The following is a 20,907-nucleotide window of genomic DNA, read 5'->3' on the forward strand; positions in this document are numbered from 1 at the left end:
CCGGCTGTTTTTTATGCCCTATCGGGGGTAGCTTACCGCGGCGCCGATAAGCACCTTGGCGGCCGTCAGCATCGCTTTTTCATTAAAATCAAATTTCGGGTGGTGATGGGGATAAATGGTTTCCGCATTTTCTAAAGCGGCGCCCGTAAAGAAAAATGCGCCTTTTGTATGCTGCAGATAATAAGAAAAATCTTCTCCGGCCATCTGCGGCTCTCCTTCAATGACCTTCGTGACGCCCTCTGTTTCCGCTGCGGCTGCCGCCGCGTGCGCCGCTTCCTCGGGATGATTAACGACGGCGGGATAACCGCGCTTGAAACGATATTCATAGGAAGCGGAGTGCATGGAACAGATTCCTTTTACGACGGCTTCTATTTCTGCTTCGAGCAGGCTGCGCACACTTTCGTCAAACGAGCGGACGGTGCCTGATATGACTGCCTGATCGGCAATCGCATTAAACGGATTTTCAGCGGTGAACGAGCCGGCTGAGATGACGGCCGGCTGCACCGGATTTACCCGCCGGCTGACGATATGCTGAAGAGCCGTGACGATTTGTGAGCCGATTAAAACGGCGTCCTTCGTATCGTGAGGAATCGCGCCGTGGCCGCCTTTACCGATGACTTTAATCGTAAAGCCGTCAGCGGCGGCCATTACTGCGCCCGGGCGGCATAAGACCGTCCCGACGGGTTCAGTCGCCCAAAGGTGAGTGCCGAAAATGGCATCGACATGCTCAAGGCACCCATCCTCAATCATTGCTTTTGCTCCGCCGGGAGATAATTCCTCGGCGTGCTGGTGGATCATCACAAATGACCCTTTCAGTTTTTCCCGGTTGCAGTACAGCACTTTTCCGACCGCGAGCAGAGCCGCCGTATGGCCGTCATGCCCGCAGGCGTGCATGACGCCGGGAATTTGTGAAGCATAGGGCACATCTTTTTCATCCTGTATCGGCAAAGCGTCAAAATCAGCTCTGAGTGCCACGGCCGGTCCCGGTTCACTCCGTTCAATATAGGCTGTGACACCGTTGCCCCCGACATTCGTCCGGATGGGAACGCCGAGCTTTTCATAAAATGAGGCGATGAACGCCGGTGTTTTTTTCTCCTTAAAGGATGGCTCGGGATTCATGTGAAGGTGACGCCTGATTTCAACCATTTCCTCATACAGCCCGTCAAGCTGAGCGTTTAAGCTTTTTTGAAGTGTCGTTAACGTCAAAAGCGATGCCCCCTCGTCTGCTTTTCCCATGATTGTATAGAAAATGTCAGAAGATTTCAATCCTTTTGCTACGGGAGAATGATGATGGCGGCGATCGTTGTGACGACTAGCCCGGCCGCAACCGGGATAAAGTTTTTCCTGGCAAGCTCAAACGGGTCAACTTTACAAATAGCCGCAGCGGGGATCAGTGCCCAAGGGACCAATGTTCCGCCCCCGACCCAGATCGCTGAAATCTGGCCCAGCGCCGTTAAAATGGCCGGGTCCGTATGAAGCGCGGCGGAAAACAGCTTTGCCATCGAGCCTGCAAGAGATATACCGGAAAACCCTGACCCGTCGAGCCCGGTAATCGCACCGACTGCGGTCAGGGCGATGCCGGCAAATTCTCCGGACATCGGAAAAGAATGGGACAGGGCCAATCCGAGGTCATTGACGATCCCCGCAGATCCTTTCGGCAGCGGGGTGTTCAAAATACTTTTAAATCCCGCGTCACCGAGATAAAAGAAGGCCGCGATCGGAATGACGGGGCCGAATACTTTAAAGCCGAATTGAAAACCGCCGATAAAATACTCGGTGATCTTTTCTAAATGCCGCTCTTTATATACAATGAAATGAATGATCAGGAGAATGCCGATCGCGGTTCCTCCGACGAGTGCCGTCGCATCGTTTCCTTGCAGACGGTATACGATCATGCAGATAATATCGGCGAGAAAAACAAGCGGAATGAAAACCGCCAGGATCACCCTGAGTTTTTTCGGCAGATACATACTTGTGTCCAAAGAACCGGAGCTGTCCAAGGAGAGGGGGGCCTTCGTTTTTTTTCGATCCCGCATGATGAGGAAGAAAGCGGTGATTGTCGTCGTGAACCCCATGATCAAAACGAGCGGAATACTTGCCTGCATGACATCGCTCACGGGAATGCCCGCGGCATCGGCCGTTAATTTCGGGGCCGCCTGAATGACGTAATCCCCCGATAAAGCGAATCCGTGGCCGAACAGGTTCATCGCCATTGCCGCGGCGATCGGAGAAAGGCCCGACCGGATCGCTGCGGGAAGCAGCACAGCGCCGATCAGCGCCACCCCTGGTGACGGCCAGAAAAAAAGAGAGATGGCAAACATCAGACAGCCGATAACCCAATACGCGACAGCCGGCCCTTTCATCACCTTTGCAAACGGAGAAATCATCGCTTCATTAATACCGGTTTTGGTCAAAAGGCCGCTCATCGCCACGATAAAACAAATGATAAAAATCGTCGGCAGCAATTCTCCGGCGGCATACGTGAAGCTGTGAAACAGGCTGCTGACCGAAGCGGAGAATGAATGCGTCGTCCATAGCGCAATCACAAAAATGCCGGCGAGTGAAATAAAGGTTGTATCTTTCCTGAGGAGCATAAAAACGATAATGGCCGCGATAAAAGCAACATAAAGCAGATGTACCGAGTAGACGCCGATCCCCAATTGAACCACTCCGTTTATAAATAGGATTGCTACAGGTTATTCATAGGCGGGCGGAAGGTGCAAAGAAGGATGCGTAAAATCGGGACATTAAAAAAGCCGGAGAATCTCCGGCGGTTTTCAGTCTATTGCGTAATAAGCGGTTACATAAGACGGGCGGGAAAAAATAGACGTCGTGTCGATGCCGGCAGATGTTCCGCGTTTTTTATGAGCTTCCTGATAAGAGTTTGACTGCTGCCAGTCCTGAAAGGCTTTTTCCTCTTCCCACAGGGTCAAAATGACATACGTATCGCCTTCAAGCGGCCTTAATACGCGGATGGCTTGAAAACCGGGTTCATTTTCCACCTTGCCGGCGCGGTTTTTAAACCGGTTTTCAAACAGCGGACGGCCTTCCTGGGTAACGGCAATGTTGTTGAGGACGGCGTAGCCCGGCTTTTTGATTTCCCCGACGCTGTCGATGCTCTCATATGAATGGGGCGCCTGAAAAACGGTTTCTCCATTTGTTTCATGAATTAAGACCGCATTTTCCGCCCCTTGCATCAGCACCATATTCTCACTCGGGTGTTTCTTTACAATCGTCTTTAAAAAATCGGCTGTCCCGTATGTAATATAAACCTTCATATCAGCCACCTCCTGCTTGCTAGTATATCAAAAGAGTGGTATAAGTTTCTATTGGCGACTCATTCTGACATAATTCGAAACAATATTTCCCATACTACAAGTTAAGAAAGGCGAGGTGACTTATGCTGAAAAAGAAAAAAAGATTCTTTATTCCGGCTGTAATTGCGGCGGCAACCGCTTTTCTCGCGTTAATCGGATACATTATCATTATATTTCTCGGCCATTATGTCATCGACGAAAAGAAATTAATACTGCACGCATCTTCAAAAATCGTCGATCAAAACGGTGATGAAATCGCGAGCCTCTATACGGAAAATCGCGAGCCGGTATCCATTCAGCAGGTTCCGGAAGATGTGAGAGATGCCTTTATCGCCGTTGAAGATAAACGGTTTTACGAACATCACGGCATTGATGTGAAGTCTGTCGGCCGGGCGGTGTTCCGGGATGTTTTAGCAGGCGGCAAGGTGGAAGGCGGAAGCACGATCACCCAGCAGCTGGCGAAAAACATTTTTCTGACTCATGATAAAACATTTTTGCGCAAGACGAAGGAAGTCATTATCGCCATCAATCTTGAGCGTGATTACAGCAAGGACAAGCTGCTTGAAATGTACCTGAACCAGCTTTATTTCGGCCATGGCGTTTACGGCATTCAAGCCGCGTCCCACTACTACTTTAATAAAGAAGTAAAAGATTTAACCGTTGCGGAAGGAGCCGTTCTGGCAGCGATTCCGAAGGCGCCATCTCTTTATTCGCCGATTCAGCATCCGGATAAAAATAAAGAACGCCGCGATACGATTCTTGCAATGATGAACGACCAAGGCTATATCAGCGCCAAGGAAGCCGTCAGAGCCCAGGGCCGGACATTGGGGCTTCATGTCAAGAAAACATCAGAAACGCCTTGGTTTGACAGTTATATCGATCTTGTCATCAAGGAGGCGGAATCCCGTTATTCGATGTCGGGTGAACAGCTGCTTCAAGGCGGCTATACGATCCGGACGTCACTTGATTCCAAGCTGCAGAAAACGGCATACACCCTCATGAAGGAAAGCGGCTATTTTCCGGGGACGGATCAGGCGGCAGAGGGAAGCGCCGTCTTTATTGATAATAAAACCGGAGGCGTGCGCGCGGCGGTCGGCGGACGCGACTACGTGACAAAAGGATACAACAGGGTTACGGCGAAGCGGCAGCCGGGCTCAACGTTTAAGCCGATTGCCGTATACGGGCCCGCCATGCAGGAAGACAAGTTCAAACCGTATTCGCTTCTCCAAGACAAACTGACGTCCTACGACGGGTATGAACCGAAAAATTATGACGGACAGTACAAGGGGGAAGTGACGATGCAGGATGCGATCACTTACAGCATAAATGCGCCCGCTGTCTGGACATTGAAGCAGATCGGCGTGGATACGGGAAAATCGTATCTTGAGAAAAACGGCATGAACATTTCTGACAACGGACTCGCGATTGCGCTTGGCGGTCTGTCAGAAGGCGTCACCCCGCTTCAGCTTGCCGGAGCTTATCATACCTTTGCGGCAAACGGAATGTATACGAAGCCATTTTTTATAGAGAACATCACGGACGAAGACGGAGAAACGTTATCCGGGCCTAAAAACGGCAAAACGCGCGTCTTCAGCGGACAGACGGCATGGAATATGACGAGAATGCTTCAGCAGGTCGTAAAAGAAGGAACCGCTTCACAAGGCAGCTATCAAGGTGACCTGGCGGGGAAAACCGGCACGACCACATTTCCCGGCGTCCCCGGCGCGACAAAGGACGCCTGGTTTGCGGGATACACTCCCGGACTGACGGGAGCCGTCTGGATGGGCTATGACAAAACGGATAAAACCCATTACCTGAAAGGCGGAAGCCAATACCCGGTCAGACTCTTTAAAGATATCGTCACAAAAGCGGGGGAAAACGGCCGGACATTCAAAAAGCCTGAAAATGTGAAGGAACTAGGCAGCCCGATTGAGCTGGAGGCGGTAAAGTCCCTGTCGGCCCGTTATACATTTAAGGCGATGGGACTGATTACGGTTCAATTAAAATGGGATATTCAAAAGGATGATCGGGTTGTTTACCGAATATATGAGAAGAAAGACGGAAAAGACAAACTTCTGGATTCGGTGAAAGGAAAAGGCAGCTTTGACATACCGTACGCCAATCTGTTTTCAGGGGCTTCATACAAAGTCGTTCCATATAATTCACAGACGGATCAAGAAGGAGAGGGAACGGAATACGTTCAGCCGAAGCTTTTTTCTTCTTAATCGTGAATTCGGCGATTTTTTGAACATTAAGCCTCAATTCTATACGCTTTTGAAAAAACAAGGTATAGTGTAATGGGCGAAGAACACGAACGTATGGTTGCAGGAGGAAAGGTGGAAATTCAGATGAGTAAACGAGAAGCGTTTAATGATACGTTTTTAAAAGCGGCACGGGGAGAAAAAACAAATCACGTCCCTGTCTGGTACATGAGACAGGCGGGGAGGTCTCAGCCGGAATACCGCAAGCTGAAGGAAAAGTACGGCTTAGTCGAAATTACGCATCAGCCCGAGCTGTGCGCGTATGTGACGAGGCTCCCGGTCGAGCAGTACGGAGTGGACGCTGCCATTTTATATAAAGACATTATGACGCCGCTTCCTTATATCGGAGTGGATGTTGAAATAAAAAACGGAATCGGCCCGGTGATCGATCAGCCGGTGCGCTCTGCTGCGGATATTGAAAAGCTCGGCGAACTGAATCCCGAACAGGATGTTCCTTACGTGCTGGAAACGATCCGATTACTCGTAAACGAACAGCTGAATGTTCCGCTCATCGGTTTTTCGGGAGCGCCTTTTACGCTGGCCAGTTATATGATTGAAGGCGGGCCTTCTAAAAATTACAACAAAACAAAAGCATTTATGCACAGTATGCCGCAAGCGTGGCAAATGCTGATGGACAAGCTCGCGGACATGATTATCGTTTATGCGAAAGCGCAGGTTAACGCCGGCGCAAAAGCCATTCAGATCTTTGATTCATGGGTCGGCGCGCTGAACCGCGAAGATTACCGGCAGTTTATAAAACCGGTGATGGACAGAATTTTCCGGGAGCTTTCAGCAGAACAAGTTCCGCTGATCATGTTCGGCGTAGGCGCAAGCCATCTGGCCGGGGATTGGCATGACCTTCCTCTTGATGTCGTCGGTCTTGATTGGAGACTCGGCATAGATGACGCCAGAAAACAAGGGATTACAAAAACGGTTCAGGGCAATCTTGATCCGTCGCTTCTTCTTGCGCCTTGGGAAGTCATCGAGAAAAAAGCGAAAGCGATACTTGATCAAGGCATGAAAACGGACGGGTTTATTTTCAATTTAGGGCATGGTGTATTCCCAGATGTCAATCCGGCAACGCTGAAAAAGCTGACGGCGTTTGTACATGAATATTCCGCGGCCAAAAAAACGGAACAATCTTCCTGAGCAGATCGTTGGTTATAAGAAGATTTTCCTGTCAAAATCAAGGTAGACAGACCATCAAAAGAGGTGTGTAACAAAATGAGCAGCAAAAAGAAAATGGGACTTCTTGTCATGGCTTACGGAACGCCTTACAAAGAAGAGGACATAGAACGTTATTATACGCATATCAGACGCGGAAGAAAGCCGGAGCCTCATATGCTTCAAGATTTAAAAGACAGATATGAAGCGATCGGAGGCATTTCTCCGCTTGCAAAAATTACGCAGGAGCAGGCGGAGAAGCTCGCACAGCGTTTAAATGAAATCCAGGATGACGTAACATTCAAAGTGTACATCGGATTAAAACATATTGAACCGTTTATTGAAGACGCGGTGGCGGACATGCATAAAGACGGCATTACAGAAGCTGTCAGCCTTGTGCTCGCCCCTCATTTTTCAACATTCAGCGTCCAGTCATACAACAAACGCGCGAAAGAAGAAGCGGAGAAGCTCGGCGGCTTGACCATCAAGTCTGTTGAAAGCTGGTATGATGAACCGAAATTCGTTGATTATTGGGTCGGCCAGGTGAAGAAAACATATGAATCAATGCCGACAGAAGAACGGGATGACGCGATGCTGATCGTCTCAGCGCACAGCCTTCCTGAAAAAATAAAAGAATACGGCGATCCGTATCCTGACCAGCTGGAGGAATCCGCAAAACTGATTGCCGAAGGCGCCGGAATTACCGATTACGCAGTCGGCTGGCAAAGCGAAGGGAATACCCCTGATCCGTGGCTCGGACCGGATGTGCAGGATCTCACGCGCGATCTGTACCAAAAGCATCCTTATAAAGCATTTGTATACGTGCCCGTAGGCTTCGTTGCCGATCATTTAGAGGTGCTTTACGATAATGATTATGAATGCAAAGCTGTGACTGAAGAAGTCGGCGCAAGCTACTATCGTCCGGCTATGCCGAACGCACAGCCTGAATTTATCGACGCGCTTGCAGCGGTCGTGCTGAAAGAGCTGGACAAGTAGAATTAAACGGTAAAGAAGGCGATAAAAATGAGTGGCGATAAAAAACATCTGGTCATCATCGGCGGCGGCATAACGGGATTAGCCGCCGCCTTCTACATGGAAAAAGAAATCAAGGAAAAACAGCTGCCGCTTGAGGTCACTCTGATTGAAGCGGGCCCGAGAGCGGGCGGCAAAATTCAGACGCAGCATAAAGACGGCTACATCATTGAGCGGGGGCCGGATTCTTTTTTGGAAAGGAAAAAAAGCGCGCCGCAGCTCGTCAAGGATTTGGGGCTTGAGCATCTGCTCGTCAACAATGCGACCGGCCAGTCTTACGTGCTCGTCAACGAGACGCTCCATCCGATGCCGAAGGGCGCGGTTATGGGCATTCCGACCAAAATCGCTCCGTTCATCTCCACCGGTTTATTTTCTGTTCCCGGAAAGGCGCGGGCGGCGCTTGACTTTGTCCTGCCTGCGAGCAAACCGAAGGAAGATCAGTCTCTGGGTGAATTTTTCCGCAGACGCGTCGGTGACGAAGTCGTTGAGAATTTAATAGAACCGCTATTATCAGGGATTTATGCCGGAGATATTGATAAGCTGAGCCTCATGTCCACGTTTCCGCAATTCTATCAGACTGAGCAGAAGCACAGAAGCCTGATTCTCGGTATGAAAAAATCGCGTCCGCAGCCTTCGGGACAGCAGCTGACGGCCAAAAAGCAGGGCCAGTTTTTAACGCTGACGACAGGGCTTCAAACGTTGGTGGAGGAGCTGGAAAAGCAGCTTACACTGACAAAGGTGATGAAAGGCACGAAAGTCACCCATATCGGCCGCGAGGAGAAAGGATATTCCGTGACGCTTGATAACGGCAAAGTGCTCTATGCGGAAGGATGCATAGTGACAGCCCCGCATAAAGCCGCGGCGAAAATGCTTTCTGATCTGCCGGCGGTTTCATGTCTTAAAGACATGCATTCTACGTCCGTTGCCAACGTCGCCTTAGGTTTTCCTGAGGGAGCCGTCAAGATGGAGCATGAAGGTACGGGATTCGTTATCTCAAGAAACAGCGACTTCTCCATCACGGCCTGCACATGGACGAATAAAAAATGGCCGCACGCGGCGCCGGAGGGCAAAACGCTTCTCAGGGCGTACGTCGGAAAGGCCGGAGATGAATCCATCGTAGATCTTTCAGATAACGAGATCATTAAAATCGTAATGGAAGATTTGAAAAAAGTAATGAAAATAAATGGTGAACCGGAAATGACCTGTGTGACCCGCTGGAACGAAAGCATGCCGCAATACCATGTCGGCCATAAGGAGCGCATCAAAGAGTTCAGAGATGCGCTGAAAGCTTCCTATCCGGGCGTATACGCGACGGGCGCGTCTTTCGAAGGGGTGGGCATCCCCGACTGTATCGACCAGGGAAAAGCCGCCGTATACGATTCACTGGCTTATTTATTTGAAACGTACCAGCCTCCGTTATCGTAAAACGGAGGTTTTTTTGCATGTTCCCGTTCTGTAGAGGGAACACCAATAAAGAGAGAAAACATTTGAATCTTCTTTGCGACTGTGATAAGTTATCTTATGTACAAAATGACTAAAACGTTCAAACGGTCAATTTAACGAGGTGGGAAACATGTCCGTCGATCGGAAAAAGCTCATTCTGGAAGCGGCAACGAAGTCTTTTACACAATTCGGCTACAAAGCAACGACAATGGATCTGGTGGCAAAGCTTGCAAATGTGGGGAAGGGAACCATCTACACGTTTTTCAAAAACAAAGAAGAACTGTTTGATGATATTTTCACCACTATTTTAAGAGAAATGAAGGAACACGCAGACGAAGCGATGAAACCGGAGCTTTCATTTCACGAAAATGTCCACCGGGCGCTTGTCGCGATTTTGGAATTCAGAAAAACACACCAGCTGACTATTAAAATTTTTCAGGAGAACGCCGAGATTGGTACAATAGCCGTTCAGGATGTCATTGCGAAAATGGAGCGGGCCATTCTGTCATACATTAAAGAAAAGATAGAAACAGCCATTGAAAACGGAAGCATTAAACCGTGTGATCCGGAACTGACCGCTTTTGTGATGCTCAAGCTCTACATCGCGCTGATATTTGACTGGGAAAAAAACCATCCGCCTCTTGAAAAAGAGACGATCGCTGAATTGCTGGAAATGTATGTTGGTCAAGGATTATCTAAATAATAGATGATCCTTCACTTTTTAGGTGCCGTGACCGTTTTGTCAAATGAGTCAGTTTGCGGAAGGAGGCAACAGGGTTGAATACAATAAAAAGCCAGTGGAAAGACATTGTAACGAACAAGAAACTGTTAATCCCCATCATTGCCATATTATTCGTTCCGCTGATCTACAGCGGAGTGTTTTTGAAGGCGTACTGGGACCCGTACGGCACGGTGGATCAGCTGCCGGTTGTCGTTGTCAACCAGGATAAAGGGGCGGACTACGAAGGGAAACATCTTCAGATCGGTGACGATCTTGTGAAAGAGTTAAAGAAAAATGATAATTTTGATTGGCATTTTTCAAGCGATCTTGATCAATCGTTAAAGGACTTATTAAATGCTAAATATTATTTATTGGTCGAGATTCCTGAAGATTTTTCTAAAAACGCCAGCACGGTAATGGATAAAAATCCGAAGAAGCTGGATCTGAAATATCATACGAATGCCGGATCAAACTATGTCGGCGCGACAATCGGGGAAAAGGCGATCGACAAACTGAAAGCCTCCGTGTCGAAAGAAGTGACAGAGCAATACGCAAAAGTCATTTTTGATAACTTTAAAGATATTGCCAAAGGGCTCGGCAAAGCCAGCAGCGGAGCCAAGAAAATAGACGACGGCACGAAAAACGCGAAAGACGGCAGCGCCAAGCTGAAGGAAAATTTAGCGAAGCTTACTGAAAGCACCGCCACCATCGGTGATAAAACACAGCAGCTTGCAGACGGCGCGGCGAAAGTGACAAGCGGAATTCAAACGCTTGACAGCTCTATCGCAAAACTGCAGAGCGCAAGCGCCGAAATTCAAGATAAATCAGGACAGATTGCTTCAGGAGGAGGCCAAGTGGCCAGCGGGCTGAAAACAAGCCTTGACGCACAAAAGCAGCTCCAGCAAAAGCTTCCGGATTTAACGAATGGATTAAGCGCGTTAAACAGCAAGGCGCAGGAAGTGTCGCAAAAAGCGGCGGCATTTGAAGATGCGATCAATTCAGTCAACCTGTCAGACATTGAAAACGCGGTTGGGCAGCTCGAACAGACTGAAAAGGACCTGCAGCAGTTTAAGAAGAAGCTTTCTGATCTGAAAAACAGCCTGGATGCCCGGGATGACGCGGTCAAAAAGGTGATTAAGGACAGTGATTTCTTAACGGATGAGCAAAAAGCGAAACTTGTTCAGCTTCTGAATGAGAAGCTTCCGAAGGCTGACCTTCCGGATTTAGACAATATCGTCAGCCAGCTTCCGTCCGGCGGAGATATTCAGCTTCCGGATATGTCAGTCATAAAAAGCGCGCTCAAAGATGTAAAAGCGAAGGCTGATCAGCTGAAAGCACTGCCTCAGTCCACATCGAAACTGTATAACGGCGCAGCGGCGGTACAAGACGCGATTAACCAGCTGACGGCTGGAACTGATAAATTATACAGCGGAGCGCAGACCGTTTTTGAAAGCCAAAACAAACTGACAGCCGGCATCGGCGAATACAACAGCAAGTTCGGACAGCTCAAATCAGGATCAGAAGCGTTAGTGTCAGGGAGCGGCCAAGTATCAGGCGGCTTAACGAAACTGCTGGACGCGCAAAACAAAATCCATGACGGCTCGTCCAAAATTGAGCAGGGTCAAGCGTCTCTCGGCACCGGTTTAAGCAAGCTTTTAGACGGCACCGGACAATTGTCCAGCCAGCTGAAAGATGCGGCCGATCAAACCGGGGACATTAAGACAGATGACAAAACGTACAGCATGTTTGCCGATCCGGTAAAAACGGACGATAACGCGATTCATTCCGTGCCTAACTACGGTACCGGACTGACGCCTTATATTCTCTCTATGGGCTTGTATGTCGGCGGATTGATGCTGACGGTCGTATTCCCTCTGAGTGAAGCTTCAGGGCGTCCGAGAAACGGTTTTGAATGGTTCCTCAGCAAATTCAGTGTTATTCTGCTTGTCGGACTGATTCAATCCGTTATTGTCGCCACGGTTCTGTTGAAAGGAATCGGGCTTGATGTGGAAAGCACGTGGAGATTCTATCTCTTTACGATGATTACCAGCATCGCGTTCCTGTCCATGATTCAATTATTGGCGACAACGATGGGGAATCCGGGACGCTTTATCGCTGTCATCATTCTGGTGCTCCAGCTCGGGGCAAGCGGAGGAACCTTCCCGCTTGAACTCCTGCCGGGATTCTATCAAGTGATTCACGGGGCACTGCCGATGACTTACAGCATCAACGGGTTCCGTGCCGTCATTTCAAATGGCGACTACGGCTACATGTGGCAGCAGGCATCCATTCTGTTGGGCATCGCCGTTGTCATGATCGCGCTGACCATCGTGTATTTTACGGTGCAAAGCAAAAAAGAACACAAAACGGAAGAAGAAATAACAGCATAAGAAAAAGAGGCTCTGAGCAGATGCTCAGGGCCTCTTTTTTTTAGATTTCGATCGTCGTACTATTAAAATCCCCATCTTACCAACAGTCCGGTATACGTCAATCCTCCGCCGAACCCGAATAATACCAGCGTCTGGCCTTCCGACAGTTTTTTTGCTTTCACAGCTTCATCCAATGCGAGAATAATAGAAACCGATGAAGTGTTGCCGTAATATTCAACGCTTGTCAACGTCCGTTCAAGCGGGAAGGGCAGTTTTTCGCAGATGGATTCGATCATCCGCATGTTGGCGCTGTGAGGAACGAACCAATCCAGATCGTCTTTTGAAAAGCCGGCTTTTTCTAAAAGGGCATTGCATTCCTCAGGCACGGTTCTGGCCGCCCATTTATATACTTCGCGCCCGTTTTGCACCATGTTTCCTCCGCCTTTAAGCGGCTCGCCGTTTAATTCTGCTCTCAGTCCCGTGCGATACAGCACGTCCGCGCTGCCTCCCGCTGTTCCTTGCACGGCTGCCAAAAAGCCCGGCGCTGATTCGTCGCGTTCCACCAATAGGGCGCCAGCAGCGTCTCCGAAAAGAACGCAGGTCGTCCGGTCAGTATAATCCGTTACCTTTGATAATGTTTCACCGGCAATGACAATCACTTTTTGATGGGACCCGGCGGTAATTAATGCGTCTGCGAGCTGAAGGCCGTAAGTGAGTCCGGCGCATGTGGCGTTAATATCAAGCGCCCCCGTGTGCGGCCAGCCGAAGTAAGCCTGCACGCGTGCCGCGGTGCTTGGAAACGCATAGTCCGCCGTCGTTGTGGCGACAAGGATCATATCGACATCATCAAGAGTTCCGCTGTATCGTTCTGCAAGGTTTTTCACCGCTTCCACACACAAATCCGATGTGAATTCATGTTCGCCGGCAATGCGTCTTTCCTTCATACCGGTGCGCTGGACGATCCATTCATCAGATGTATCGACGATACGCTCCAAATCCGCGTTTGTTAATCGGCGTGCCGGAGCATATGTACCGATTGCTGTAATTTTAGATTTTGACATGAAAAAATCACTCCTTTATATCAGATTATAACACCTGATATTATTACTTGGTACTAATTTTAATAAAAAAACCCAAGCAGCATCCGCTGTTTGGGGAGCATGAGATATCTATTTGTAAAACGGGCTTGTGTGAACGATTACCAATGACGGCAGCAGCGGCGGCATGAATGATGATGCTTCTTTTTTTCTTTCTTCTTTTTTTCTTTCTTCTTTTTACAAGGGTCTTCTTTTTTCTTTTTACAGTGATCTTCTTCTTTTTTACAGCCCCAGAAGGCTGCACCAGACCAATCATCCTCAAACCAATCCTCAAACCAATCATTATGAAACCTTTTCCGCTTGTGCGGTTTACGGCTGATCATACATTTCCCTCCTATGCTCATGCTCCCTTCATTCTATGAAAAAAGAGAAGGAAAAGATTGGACGGGTTATGGATCAAAAGAGTATATTTTAAGAAGAATATAATTGATAGGAGGAATGACCTGTGGAAAATATGAAACATACGATGGAACTGATTAAAGAATTGGTGTCGATTCCGAGTCCGACGGGCAATACATACGAGGTTATCGCCTATACAGAAAGTCTTTTAAAAGAATGGGGCGTCTCCTCTTACAGAAACCGCAAAGGCGGTCTTTTTGTCACAATTCCCGGCCGTGATGACAAGAAACACAGATTGCTGACGGCGCATGTCGATACGCTCGGCGCGATGGTAAAGGAGATAAAGGCGGACGGCCGGCTGAAGATTGACTTGATCGGCGGCTTCCGATATAACTCAATTGAAGGAGAATATTGCGAGATCCAAACTTCTTCCGGCAAAACCTATACAGGCACCATCTTAATGCATCAGACTTCAGTGCACGTCTACAAGGACGCCGGCAAGGCAGAGCGGAATCAGGAGAATATGGAAGTCCGCCTTGATGAGCCTGTCCGGACGAAGGAAGAGACGTCCGATCTCGGCATCAGGGTCGGCGATTTCATCTCATTTGACCCGCGCGTGCAGATTACGCCGAGCGGCTTTATTAAGTCCCGTCATCTTGATGACAAAGCGAGCGTGGCTCTGCTCTTGAATTTAATCCGCCGCATCACGGAAGAGAAAATCGAACTTCCGTATTCGACGCATTTTCTGATTTCTAATAATGAAGAAATCGGCTACGGAGGCAATTCCAACATTCCTCCTGAGACCGTCGAATACTTGGCTGTTGATATGGGAGCGATCGGCGACGGCCAGTCTACGGATGAATATACCGTCTCCATTTGCGTGAAGGATGCGAGCGGCCCGTACCATTATCAGCTCAGAAAACATCTGGCCGGGCTTGCGGAGCGCTATGGCATTGATTATCAGCTTGATATTTATCCGTATTACGGTTCTGATGCCTCAGCAGCCATCCGTTCGGGCCATGACATCGTCCACGGGCTGATCGGCCCGGGAATTGACGCTTCACACGCATTTGAACGCACGCATGAATTATCGCTTCTTAATACGGCGAAGCTTTTGCACCGGTACGTTCTATCGCCGATGGCATAAAAAACCCTGCGCGGAAATCATTCCGTGCAGGGTTTTCATTTTAACCTGAGATGGTTGTGTTTTGTTCTGTTTTGGCGAGGCTCATGACCTTCGCGCCTTTAACGGGATCATACTGGCCTTCCCATTTTGACATCACAACGGATGCCAGCGCGTTTCCGGTCAGATTGACGACCGTACGGGCCATGTCCATAATCCGGTCAACACCGGCGATGAATGCAAGGCCTTCTGCAGGAATGTTGAATGCGCCTAATGTCGCAAGCAGGACGACGAAAGAAGTCCCGGGCACGGCAGCCATTCCTTTGGAAGTGACCATCAAGACAAGCACAAGGGTAATCTGCTGCCAAATGGACAAGTCAATGTGGTATACCTGAGCGAGGAATAAAGCGGCGATAGATTGGTACAGCACAGATCCGTCTAAGTTAAAGGTATATCCGATCGGCACAACAAAGGAAACAATACCTTTCGGACAGCCGATTTTCTCCATTTTTTCCATAACGCGGGGGAGTACGGTTTCGGAGCTTGACGTACTGAACGCTAATAAAATTTCATCCTTCATATAGGCGAGGAATTTGAAAATGTTTACTCCGGCAAGCTTTCCGACGATTCCGAATACAACAATGAGAAAGAAAGCCAAAGCTACATATACTAAACCGACCAGTTTACCGAGTGAAAGCAGGGAACTGAGCCCAAATTTGGAAACGGTAACACCAATCAACGCAAAAACACCAAACGGCGCAACTTTCATGACGAGGTTCACAACATGGAACATCGCATGAGAAACACCTTCAAAGAAGGCCAATACGGGCTTTCCTTTTTCACCGATTGCCGAGATGCCGAGTGCAAACAGCACGGTAAAGCAGATGATGGCAAGCAGATCTCCTTCGGCTAATGATTGGAAGAAGTTTGTCGGTACGATATGCAGGAATGTGTCTGCGATAGATTTGTTATTTTGTTCTTTTTCTGTTTCAACATATTGACTGATATCTGTTTTTTGAGCTTCATGTATATTAACGCCTGTTCCCGGATGAAACAGATTCGCCAAAGCCAGCCCGAGAATAATGGCAAAAGTGGTAATGATCTCAAAATACAAAATCGTTTTGAAGCCTAATTTTCCGACTTGTTTTCCGCTTCCCGCGCCGGCAACGCCGATGATTAAGCTGGAGACGACAATTGGAATCACTATCATTTTGATTAAGCGTAAAAACAAATCGCCGATAGGCTGTAAATATGTTGGAATGGCGGGATTGCCGTACCAGATGACACCGACTACAACCCCTAGTATGAGTCCGACGAAAATTTGCGTCGCTAGTCCAAAGCGTAATTTTTTCATAGATTACCTCCCGAAGAAAAAAGTGCAATAAGTATCTAAAAAGATAGCTATTAGAACAAATTATAATAGAAAAGAAAACAATCCGTCTATAGAAAAATATAGATTGAAAATACTGAATCTTTTAAAACGTACAGATAATTGCTAATAATGGTGAATAACGCCCTATTCAGAAAGTATGATGAGGGCCGAAAAAACGGGCGCCGCACAACTTAGAATTGTGCGGCGCCCTATTGTCACATATCCTTAATTTTCAAGCAGTCATTGCACAGATTAATGTGACACTCATACTGCTCAACAATCTCATTTCCGCATTCTTCGCATTTCTTACCGGGTAAATTTCTGAAAAAATCCGACATCTTTTCCAACATACCCATCCCTCTTTCATTATTTTGTCTCTACATTGTATTATAACAGTTTGAGAAAATCAACGGCTGTTTGACACAATGTTTAAAACATGCAATTTGTACGAAAAATAGGTATATTGGAGGAAAGGATCTTTTTATCATAAACATTCGGAGGATTATATGAAAGTTACAGTTATTGGATGCTGCGGCGGGTTTCCGGCCGCAAACGAAGCAACTTCAGGCTATCTGTTTCAGTCCGGCGGCTATTCTCTGCTCGTCGATTGCGGAAGCGCCGTATTATCAAAGCTGTTTGCCTATGTTCCGGCAGAAGAGCTTGATGCCGTCATTTTGTCCCATTATCACCATGATCATATCGCTGATATCGGGCCGCTTCAATTTGCCAAACAGGTCGGCTCCTTTCTCGGAAAAGGGACGCATGCACTGCCGATTTACGGGCATGATGCTGATATAGAACAGTTTGAGCGCCTTACATATAAAACGCATACAAAAGGAGTGGCCTATCAGCCGGACCGCCCGCTTTCTCTAGGTCCGTTCACCATTACCTTCCTGAAAACGGTGCATCCGGTCACTTGTTATGCGATGCGGATTACTGACGGTTCAGCTTCTGTTGTGTATACGGCTGATTCAAGCTACCAGGACGCGTTTATCCCTTTTGCGGAAAATGCCGATCTGCTGATCTGCGAGTGCAATTTTTACGCGGACCAGGACGGCACGTCAGCCGGCCATATGAACAGTTTGGAAGCCGGACGTATCGCGAAGGAGGCCGGAGCGGGGGAGCTGATTCTCACGCATCTGCCTCATTTCGGCGAGCACCGGAAGCTGAAAGAAGAAGCGGAATCCGTGTTCGGGGGCGAAGTGACAATCGCTGCTTCCGGATTGAAGTGGGAGAAATAAAGGAGGAGCACCATGTTATTTATCGACAACCAAAACATAACCGACCCGAGGATCAACCTCGCGATCGAGGAATATTGCGTGAAGCATCTCGACCCTGAACAGACATACCTGCTGTTTTATGTCAATCAGCCGTCGATTATCATTGGTAAGAACCAAAACACAATAGAAGAAATCAATACGAAATACGTAGAAGATAACGGAATCATCGTCGTCCGCAGGCTGTCAGGAGGCGGTGCGGTTTACCATGACCTCGGGAATCTGAATTTCAGTTTTATCACTAAGGATGACGGCGACAGCTTTCACAATTTTAAAAAATTCACCGAACCCGTTATTCAGGCGCTGCGCCAGCTCGGTGTGGAAGCTGAATTAAGCGGCCGAAATGACATCGTGGCGGACGGCAGAAAAATTTCCGGCAACGCTCAATTTTCGACGAAAGGGCGTATTTTCAGCCACGGAACATTAATGCTGGATTCCGCCATTGATCATGTTGTGTCAGCCTTGAAAGTGAAAAAAGACAAAATCGAATCAAAAGGCATTAAGTCGATCAGAAGCCGTGTCGCTAACATCAGCGAGTTTCTTGATGACAAAATGACGGCGGACGAATTCAAAAAGCATCTGCTACACCATATTTTTAATACAAATGATCTTTCCGAAGTGCCGGAATATAAACTGACCGATGAAGACTGGAAAGCGATCCGGAAGATTTCCGAAGAGCGCTATCAAAACTGGGACTGGAATTTCGGAAGGTCGCCCGCATTTAATCTTCAGCATTCGAAACGTTATCCGGTCGGATCGATTGATCTGCGTCTTGAAGTGAAAAAAGGAATCATTCAGGACTGCAAAATTTTCGGTGATTTCTTCGGTGCGAAAGATGTGAGTGAAGTCGAACAGGCGCTGACAGGAAAACAGTATGACCGAACCGCTATCAAGGAGGCGCTGGCCGGAATCGATCTGAAACAGTATTTCGGCAAAATAGAGCTGGAAGATTTCCTCGAGCTGATTTATTAGAACATTTGCCGAACGCATGATTTGAATCAGCGCCCGTTTTTGTGAAATGATAGAACCATAATGAATGGGGAGGGATCATGATGAAAGTATTTCTCATCGGAGCAAACGGACAGATCGGACAGCGGCTGACCGGGCTGTTTCAAAAAGACGGCACGCATACGCTGCGGGCGATGGTCCGGAAACAAGAACAGAAAGAAGCGCTTCAAGCCGCGGGAACAGAAGCCGTTCTTGCAGATTTGGAAGGAAGCCCGGAAGACATCGCGAAAGCCGCTGAAGGCTGTGACGCGATTGTGTTTACCGCCGGATCAGGAGGAAGCACCGGATACGATAAGACGCTTTTGATTGATCTTGACGGAGCCGCGAAAGCGATAGAAGCGGCAAAGATAGCCGGCATCAAGCGGTTCATTATGGTAAGCGCCCTTCAGGCTCATAACCGCGGCAATTGGAATGAAGCGCTGAAGCCGTATTACGCCGCAAAGCATTATGCGGACAAAAGTCTTGAAGCGAGCGGTCTGACGTATACGATTATCCGGCCGGGCGGGTTATTAAATGATCCCGGCACAGGAAATATCAAAGCCGCGGCCGATTTGGAAAGAGGTTCCATTTCAAGAGACGATGTCGCCAAGACCGTTATCGCATCCCTTGATGAACCGAATACGTATGAAAAAGCGTTCGATCTGACAGCGGGCGGCACGCCGGTCAGTGAAGCGCTGAAACAATTATAGTTTCCGGTTTTACGGCACTCGGGGCTTTTTGCCCTTGAGTGTTTTTCTATATTTTTCTATAATAAAAGTGAACGTTTATTCCGGATAAATGAATGACTATTCATTCATTACAATTTTTAAAGGGGTGGGAAAATGAATCTGGTTTCCAAATTGGAAGAAACGGCATCGCAGAAACCGGAAAAACCAGCTTGTCTGTTTCAAGATCAGTACATGACGTATGAGGAGCTGGCAGGTAAAATCAAAGCATTTGCAAACGGCTTGGAGGACAGGGGACTGAAAAAAGGGGATCATCTCGCGCTGCTGCTCGGAAATACGCCTGATTTTGTTATTGCGTTTTTCGGCGCGTTAAAAGCGGGAATTGTCGTCATACCTGTAAATCCGGCATATACACCTTCAGAAATCGCATACATGCTGAAAAACGGCGATGTCAAAGCGATCGCCGGCATCGACCTTTTAATTCCCGTATTTGAAAGCCTGCACGGCTCGCTGCCGCTGCTGGAGCATATCATTATCAGCCAGACAGCAGAGAACGCTCCATCGACAGAAGACCCTCAATTGCGCTTAAAAATGACAACGTTTACAAAAATGCTTCGCCCGGCGGAGCGCAGCAGAACTTATCCGACATTGTCCAAAGATGATACTGCCGTCATTTTATACACCTCAGGGACGACCGGAAAACCGAAAGGCGCCATGCTCACCCATCAGAATCTTTTCTCCAATGCAAATGATGTCGCCGGATACTTAGGAATGAATGAGAAAGACAAAATTGTGGCGGCATTGCCGATGTTTCACGTTTTTTGTTTAACTGTTTGTATGAATGCGCCTCTGATGAGCGGAGCGTGTGTCTTAATCGAGCCGCAATTCAGCCCGGCTTCTGTGTTTAAACTGATTAAAAGCCGTCAGGCAACCATTTTTGCCGGTGTTCCGACGATGTATAACTATCTGTATCAATACGAGCACGGCAAGGCGGAGGATTTTGCGTCCGTCAGACTGTGCATTTCAGGCGGGGCCTCCATGCCGGTCGCTCTGTTGCAGACATTTGAACAAACCTTTGACGTCACCATTCTGGAGGGGTACGGACTTTCTGAAGCGTCTCCGGTTACTTGTTTTAATCCATTTGACCGGGGGAGAAAGCCCGGCTCGATCGGGACGAATATTTTACATGTCGAAAATAAAGTCGTCGATACGCTCGGACGCGAATTGCCCGACCATCAAGTGGGAGAATTGATCGTGAAAGGGCCGAATGTGATGAAAGGCTATTACAAGATGCCCGAGGAGACGGAGCACGCGCTGAAAGACGGCTGGCTGTACACGGGTGATTTGGCGAAGCGCGATGAAGACGGTTATTTTTATATCGTCGACAGAAAAAAAGATATGATTCTCGTCGGCGGATACAACGTCTATCCGCGCGAAGTAGAAGAAGTGCTCTACAGCCATGAGGGCATTAAAGAAGCCGTGGTCATCGGCGTTCCCGACGCCAAAACGGGGGAAGCGGTGCATGCTTATATAGTGCCGGGGGACGGTGAGCTGACAGAGCAGGCGGTTTTTGATTACTGTGAAACACATTTGGCAAAATATAAACGGCCGGCGGAAGTGGTTTTTCTTGATGAAATTCCGAAGAACGCGACCGGGAAGCTGCTGAGGCGGGCGGTCCGGGACATGCTTCCGAAATGACGGACGAAAAGCGAAGCCGGG

General features: G+C 48.3%; 18 protein-coding genes. 11 read left to right on the forward strand and 7 right to left on the reverse strand.

What is annotated here, in order from left to right:
* Positions 1-18 precede the first annotated feature (18 nt).
* From NYE28_RS05235 to hmoB, 3 genes are all read right to left on the reverse strand, one after another.
* Positions 19-1,206, reverse strand: coding sequence for a M20 family metallopeptidase (locus NYE28_RS05235; protein ID WP_342490328.1), 1,188 nt, complete (start codon positions 1,204-1,206; stop codon positions 19-21).
* Between the two features lie 68 nt (positions 1,207-1,274).
* A complete protein-coding gene (locus tag NYE28_RS05240; protein ID WP_342490329.1) occupies positions 1,275-2,660 on the reverse strand; it encodes a hypothetical protein in 1,386 nt (461 codons plus the stop codon).
* Between the two features lie 117 nt (positions 2,661-2,777).
* Entirely contained in the window at positions 2,778-3,278 is a 501-nt protein-coding gene (gene hmoB, locus NYE28_RS05245; protein WP_061890522.1) for a heme-degrading oxygenase HmoB, read from the reverse strand.
* A 122-nt stretch (positions 3,279-3,400) separates the two neighbouring features.
* Here hmoB and NYE28_RS05250 point away from each other — a divergent pair, with 122 nt between their 5' ends.
* From NYE28_RS05250 to NYE28_RS05275, 6 genes are all read left to right on the forward strand, one after another.
* Positions 3,401-5,542, forward strand: coding sequence for a PBP1A family penicillin-binding protein (locus NYE28_RS05250; protein WP_015417157.1), 2,142 nt, complete (start codon positions 3,401-3,403; stop codon positions 5,540-5,542).
* A 123-nt stretch (positions 5,543-5,665) separates the two neighbouring features.
* Entirely contained in the window at positions 5,666-6,727 is a 1,062-nt protein-coding gene (gene hemE, locus NYE28_RS05255) for a uroporphyrinogen decarboxylase (RefSeq protein WP_039254959.1), read from the forward strand.
* 75 nt (positions 6,728-6,802) lie between these two features.
* A complete protein-coding gene (hemH, locus tag NYE28_RS05260; protein ID WP_160222938.1) occupies positions 6,803-7,738 on the forward strand; it encodes a ferrochelatase in 936 nt (311 codons plus the stop codon).
* Between the two features lie 27 nt (positions 7,739-7,765).
* Positions 7,766-9,199: a protoporphyrinogen oxidase gene (gene hemY, locus NYE28_RS05265; RefSeq protein ID WP_012117218.1), complete on the forward strand. Its 1,434-nt coding sequence runs from the start codon at positions 7,766-7,768 to the stop codon at positions 9,197-9,199.
* 148 nt (positions 9,200-9,347) lie between these two features.
* Entirely contained in the window at positions 9,348-9,920 is a 573-nt protein-coding gene (locus tag NYE28_RS05270) for a TetR/AcrR family transcriptional regulator (protein ID WP_003155219.1), read from the forward strand.
* Between the two features lie 74 nt (positions 9,921-9,994).
* Complete coding sequence (locus tag NYE28_RS05275) at positions 9,995-12,328, forward strand: YhgE/Pip domain-containing protein (RefSeq protein WP_007409209.1); 2,334 nt, start codon at positions 9,995-9,997, stop codon at positions 12,326-12,328.
* A 62-nt stretch (positions 12,329-12,390) separates the two neighbouring features.
* Here the strand turns inward: NYE28_RS05275 and fabHB are convergent, their stop codons facing one another.
* A complete protein-coding gene (fabHB, locus tag NYE28_RS05280; RefSeq protein WP_337681287.1) occupies positions 12,391-13,368 on the reverse strand; it encodes a beta-ketoacyl-ACP synthase III FabHB in 978 nt (325 codons plus the stop codon).
* A 137-nt stretch (positions 13,369-13,505) separates the two neighbouring features.
* Positions 13,506-13,727: a hypothetical protein gene (locus tag NYE28_RS05285; protein ID WP_007610440.1), complete on the reverse strand. Its 222-nt coding sequence runs from the start codon at positions 13,725-13,727 to the stop codon at positions 13,506-13,508.
* Positions 13,728-13,849: 122 nt separating this feature from the next.
* Between NYE28_RS05285 and NYE28_RS05290 the strand changes: the two genes are divergently transcribed.
* A complete protein-coding gene (locus tag NYE28_RS05290; protein ID WP_337681288.1) occupies positions 13,850-14,890 on the forward strand; it encodes a M42 family metallopeptidase in 1,041 nt (346 codons plus the stop codon).
* Positions 14,891-14,930: 40 nt separating this feature from the next.
* Here the strand turns inward: NYE28_RS05290 and NYE28_RS05295 are convergent, their stop codons facing one another.
* Together NYE28_RS05295 and yhfH are read right to left on the reverse strand one after the other, a co-directional pair.
* Complete coding sequence (locus NYE28_RS05295) at positions 14,931-16,220, reverse strand: cation:dicarboxylase symporter family transporter (protein ID WP_003155211.1); 1,290 nt, start codon at positions 16,218-16,220, stop codon at positions 14,931-14,933.
* A 233-nt stretch (positions 16,221-16,453) separates the two neighbouring features.
* Positions 16,454-16,588 carry a protein YhfH gene (gene yhfH / locus NYE28_RS05300; RefSeq protein ID WP_003155209.1) on the reverse strand — a complete coding sequence of 45 codons (135 nt, stop codon included), beginning with the start codon at positions 16,586-16,588 and terminating at the stop codon, positions 16,454-16,456.
* A 156-nt stretch (positions 16,589-16,744) separates the two neighbouring features.
* Here yhfH and NYE28_RS05305 point away from each other — a divergent pair, with 156 nt between their 5' ends.
* The 4 genes from NYE28_RS05305 (at position 16,745) to NYE28_RS05320 (ending at position 20,886) form a co-directional block, all read left to right on the forward strand.
* Positions 16,745-17,479 (forward strand): MBL fold metallo-hydrolase, encoded by a 735-nt coding sequence (locus NYE28_RS05305; RefSeq protein WP_007409205.1) that lies wholly within the window; start codon positions 16,745-16,747, stop codon positions 17,477-17,479.
* A gap of 12 nt (positions 17,480-17,491) precedes the next feature.
* A complete protein-coding gene (gene lplJ, locus NYE28_RS05310) occupies positions 17,492-18,487 on the forward strand; it encodes a lipoate--protein ligase LplJ (RefSeq protein ID WP_007409204.1) in 996 nt (331 codons plus the stop codon).
* 80 nt (positions 18,488-18,567) lie between these two features.
* Positions 18,568-19,212, forward strand: a complete 645-nt coding sequence (locus NYE28_RS05315; protein WP_337681289.1) for an SDR family oxidoreductase — start codon at positions 18,568-18,570, stop codon at positions 19,210-19,212.
* A 132-nt stretch (positions 19,213-19,344) separates the two neighbouring features.
* The gene (locus NYE28_RS05320; RefSeq protein ID WP_007409202.1) at positions 19,345-20,886 is read left to right on the forward strand and encodes a fatty acid--CoA ligase family protein; all 1,542 of its coding nucleotides are present in this window, start codon (positions 19,345-19,347) and stop codon (positions 20,884-20,886) included.
* Positions 20,887-20,907: the final 21 nt, after the last annotated feature.

Source organism: Bacillus sp. FSL R5-0443 (assembly GCF_038608285.1).
In the GTDB taxonomy this organism is placed as follows: Bacteria; Bacillota; Bacilli; order Bacillales; family Bacillaceae; genus Bacillus; species Bacillus velezensis.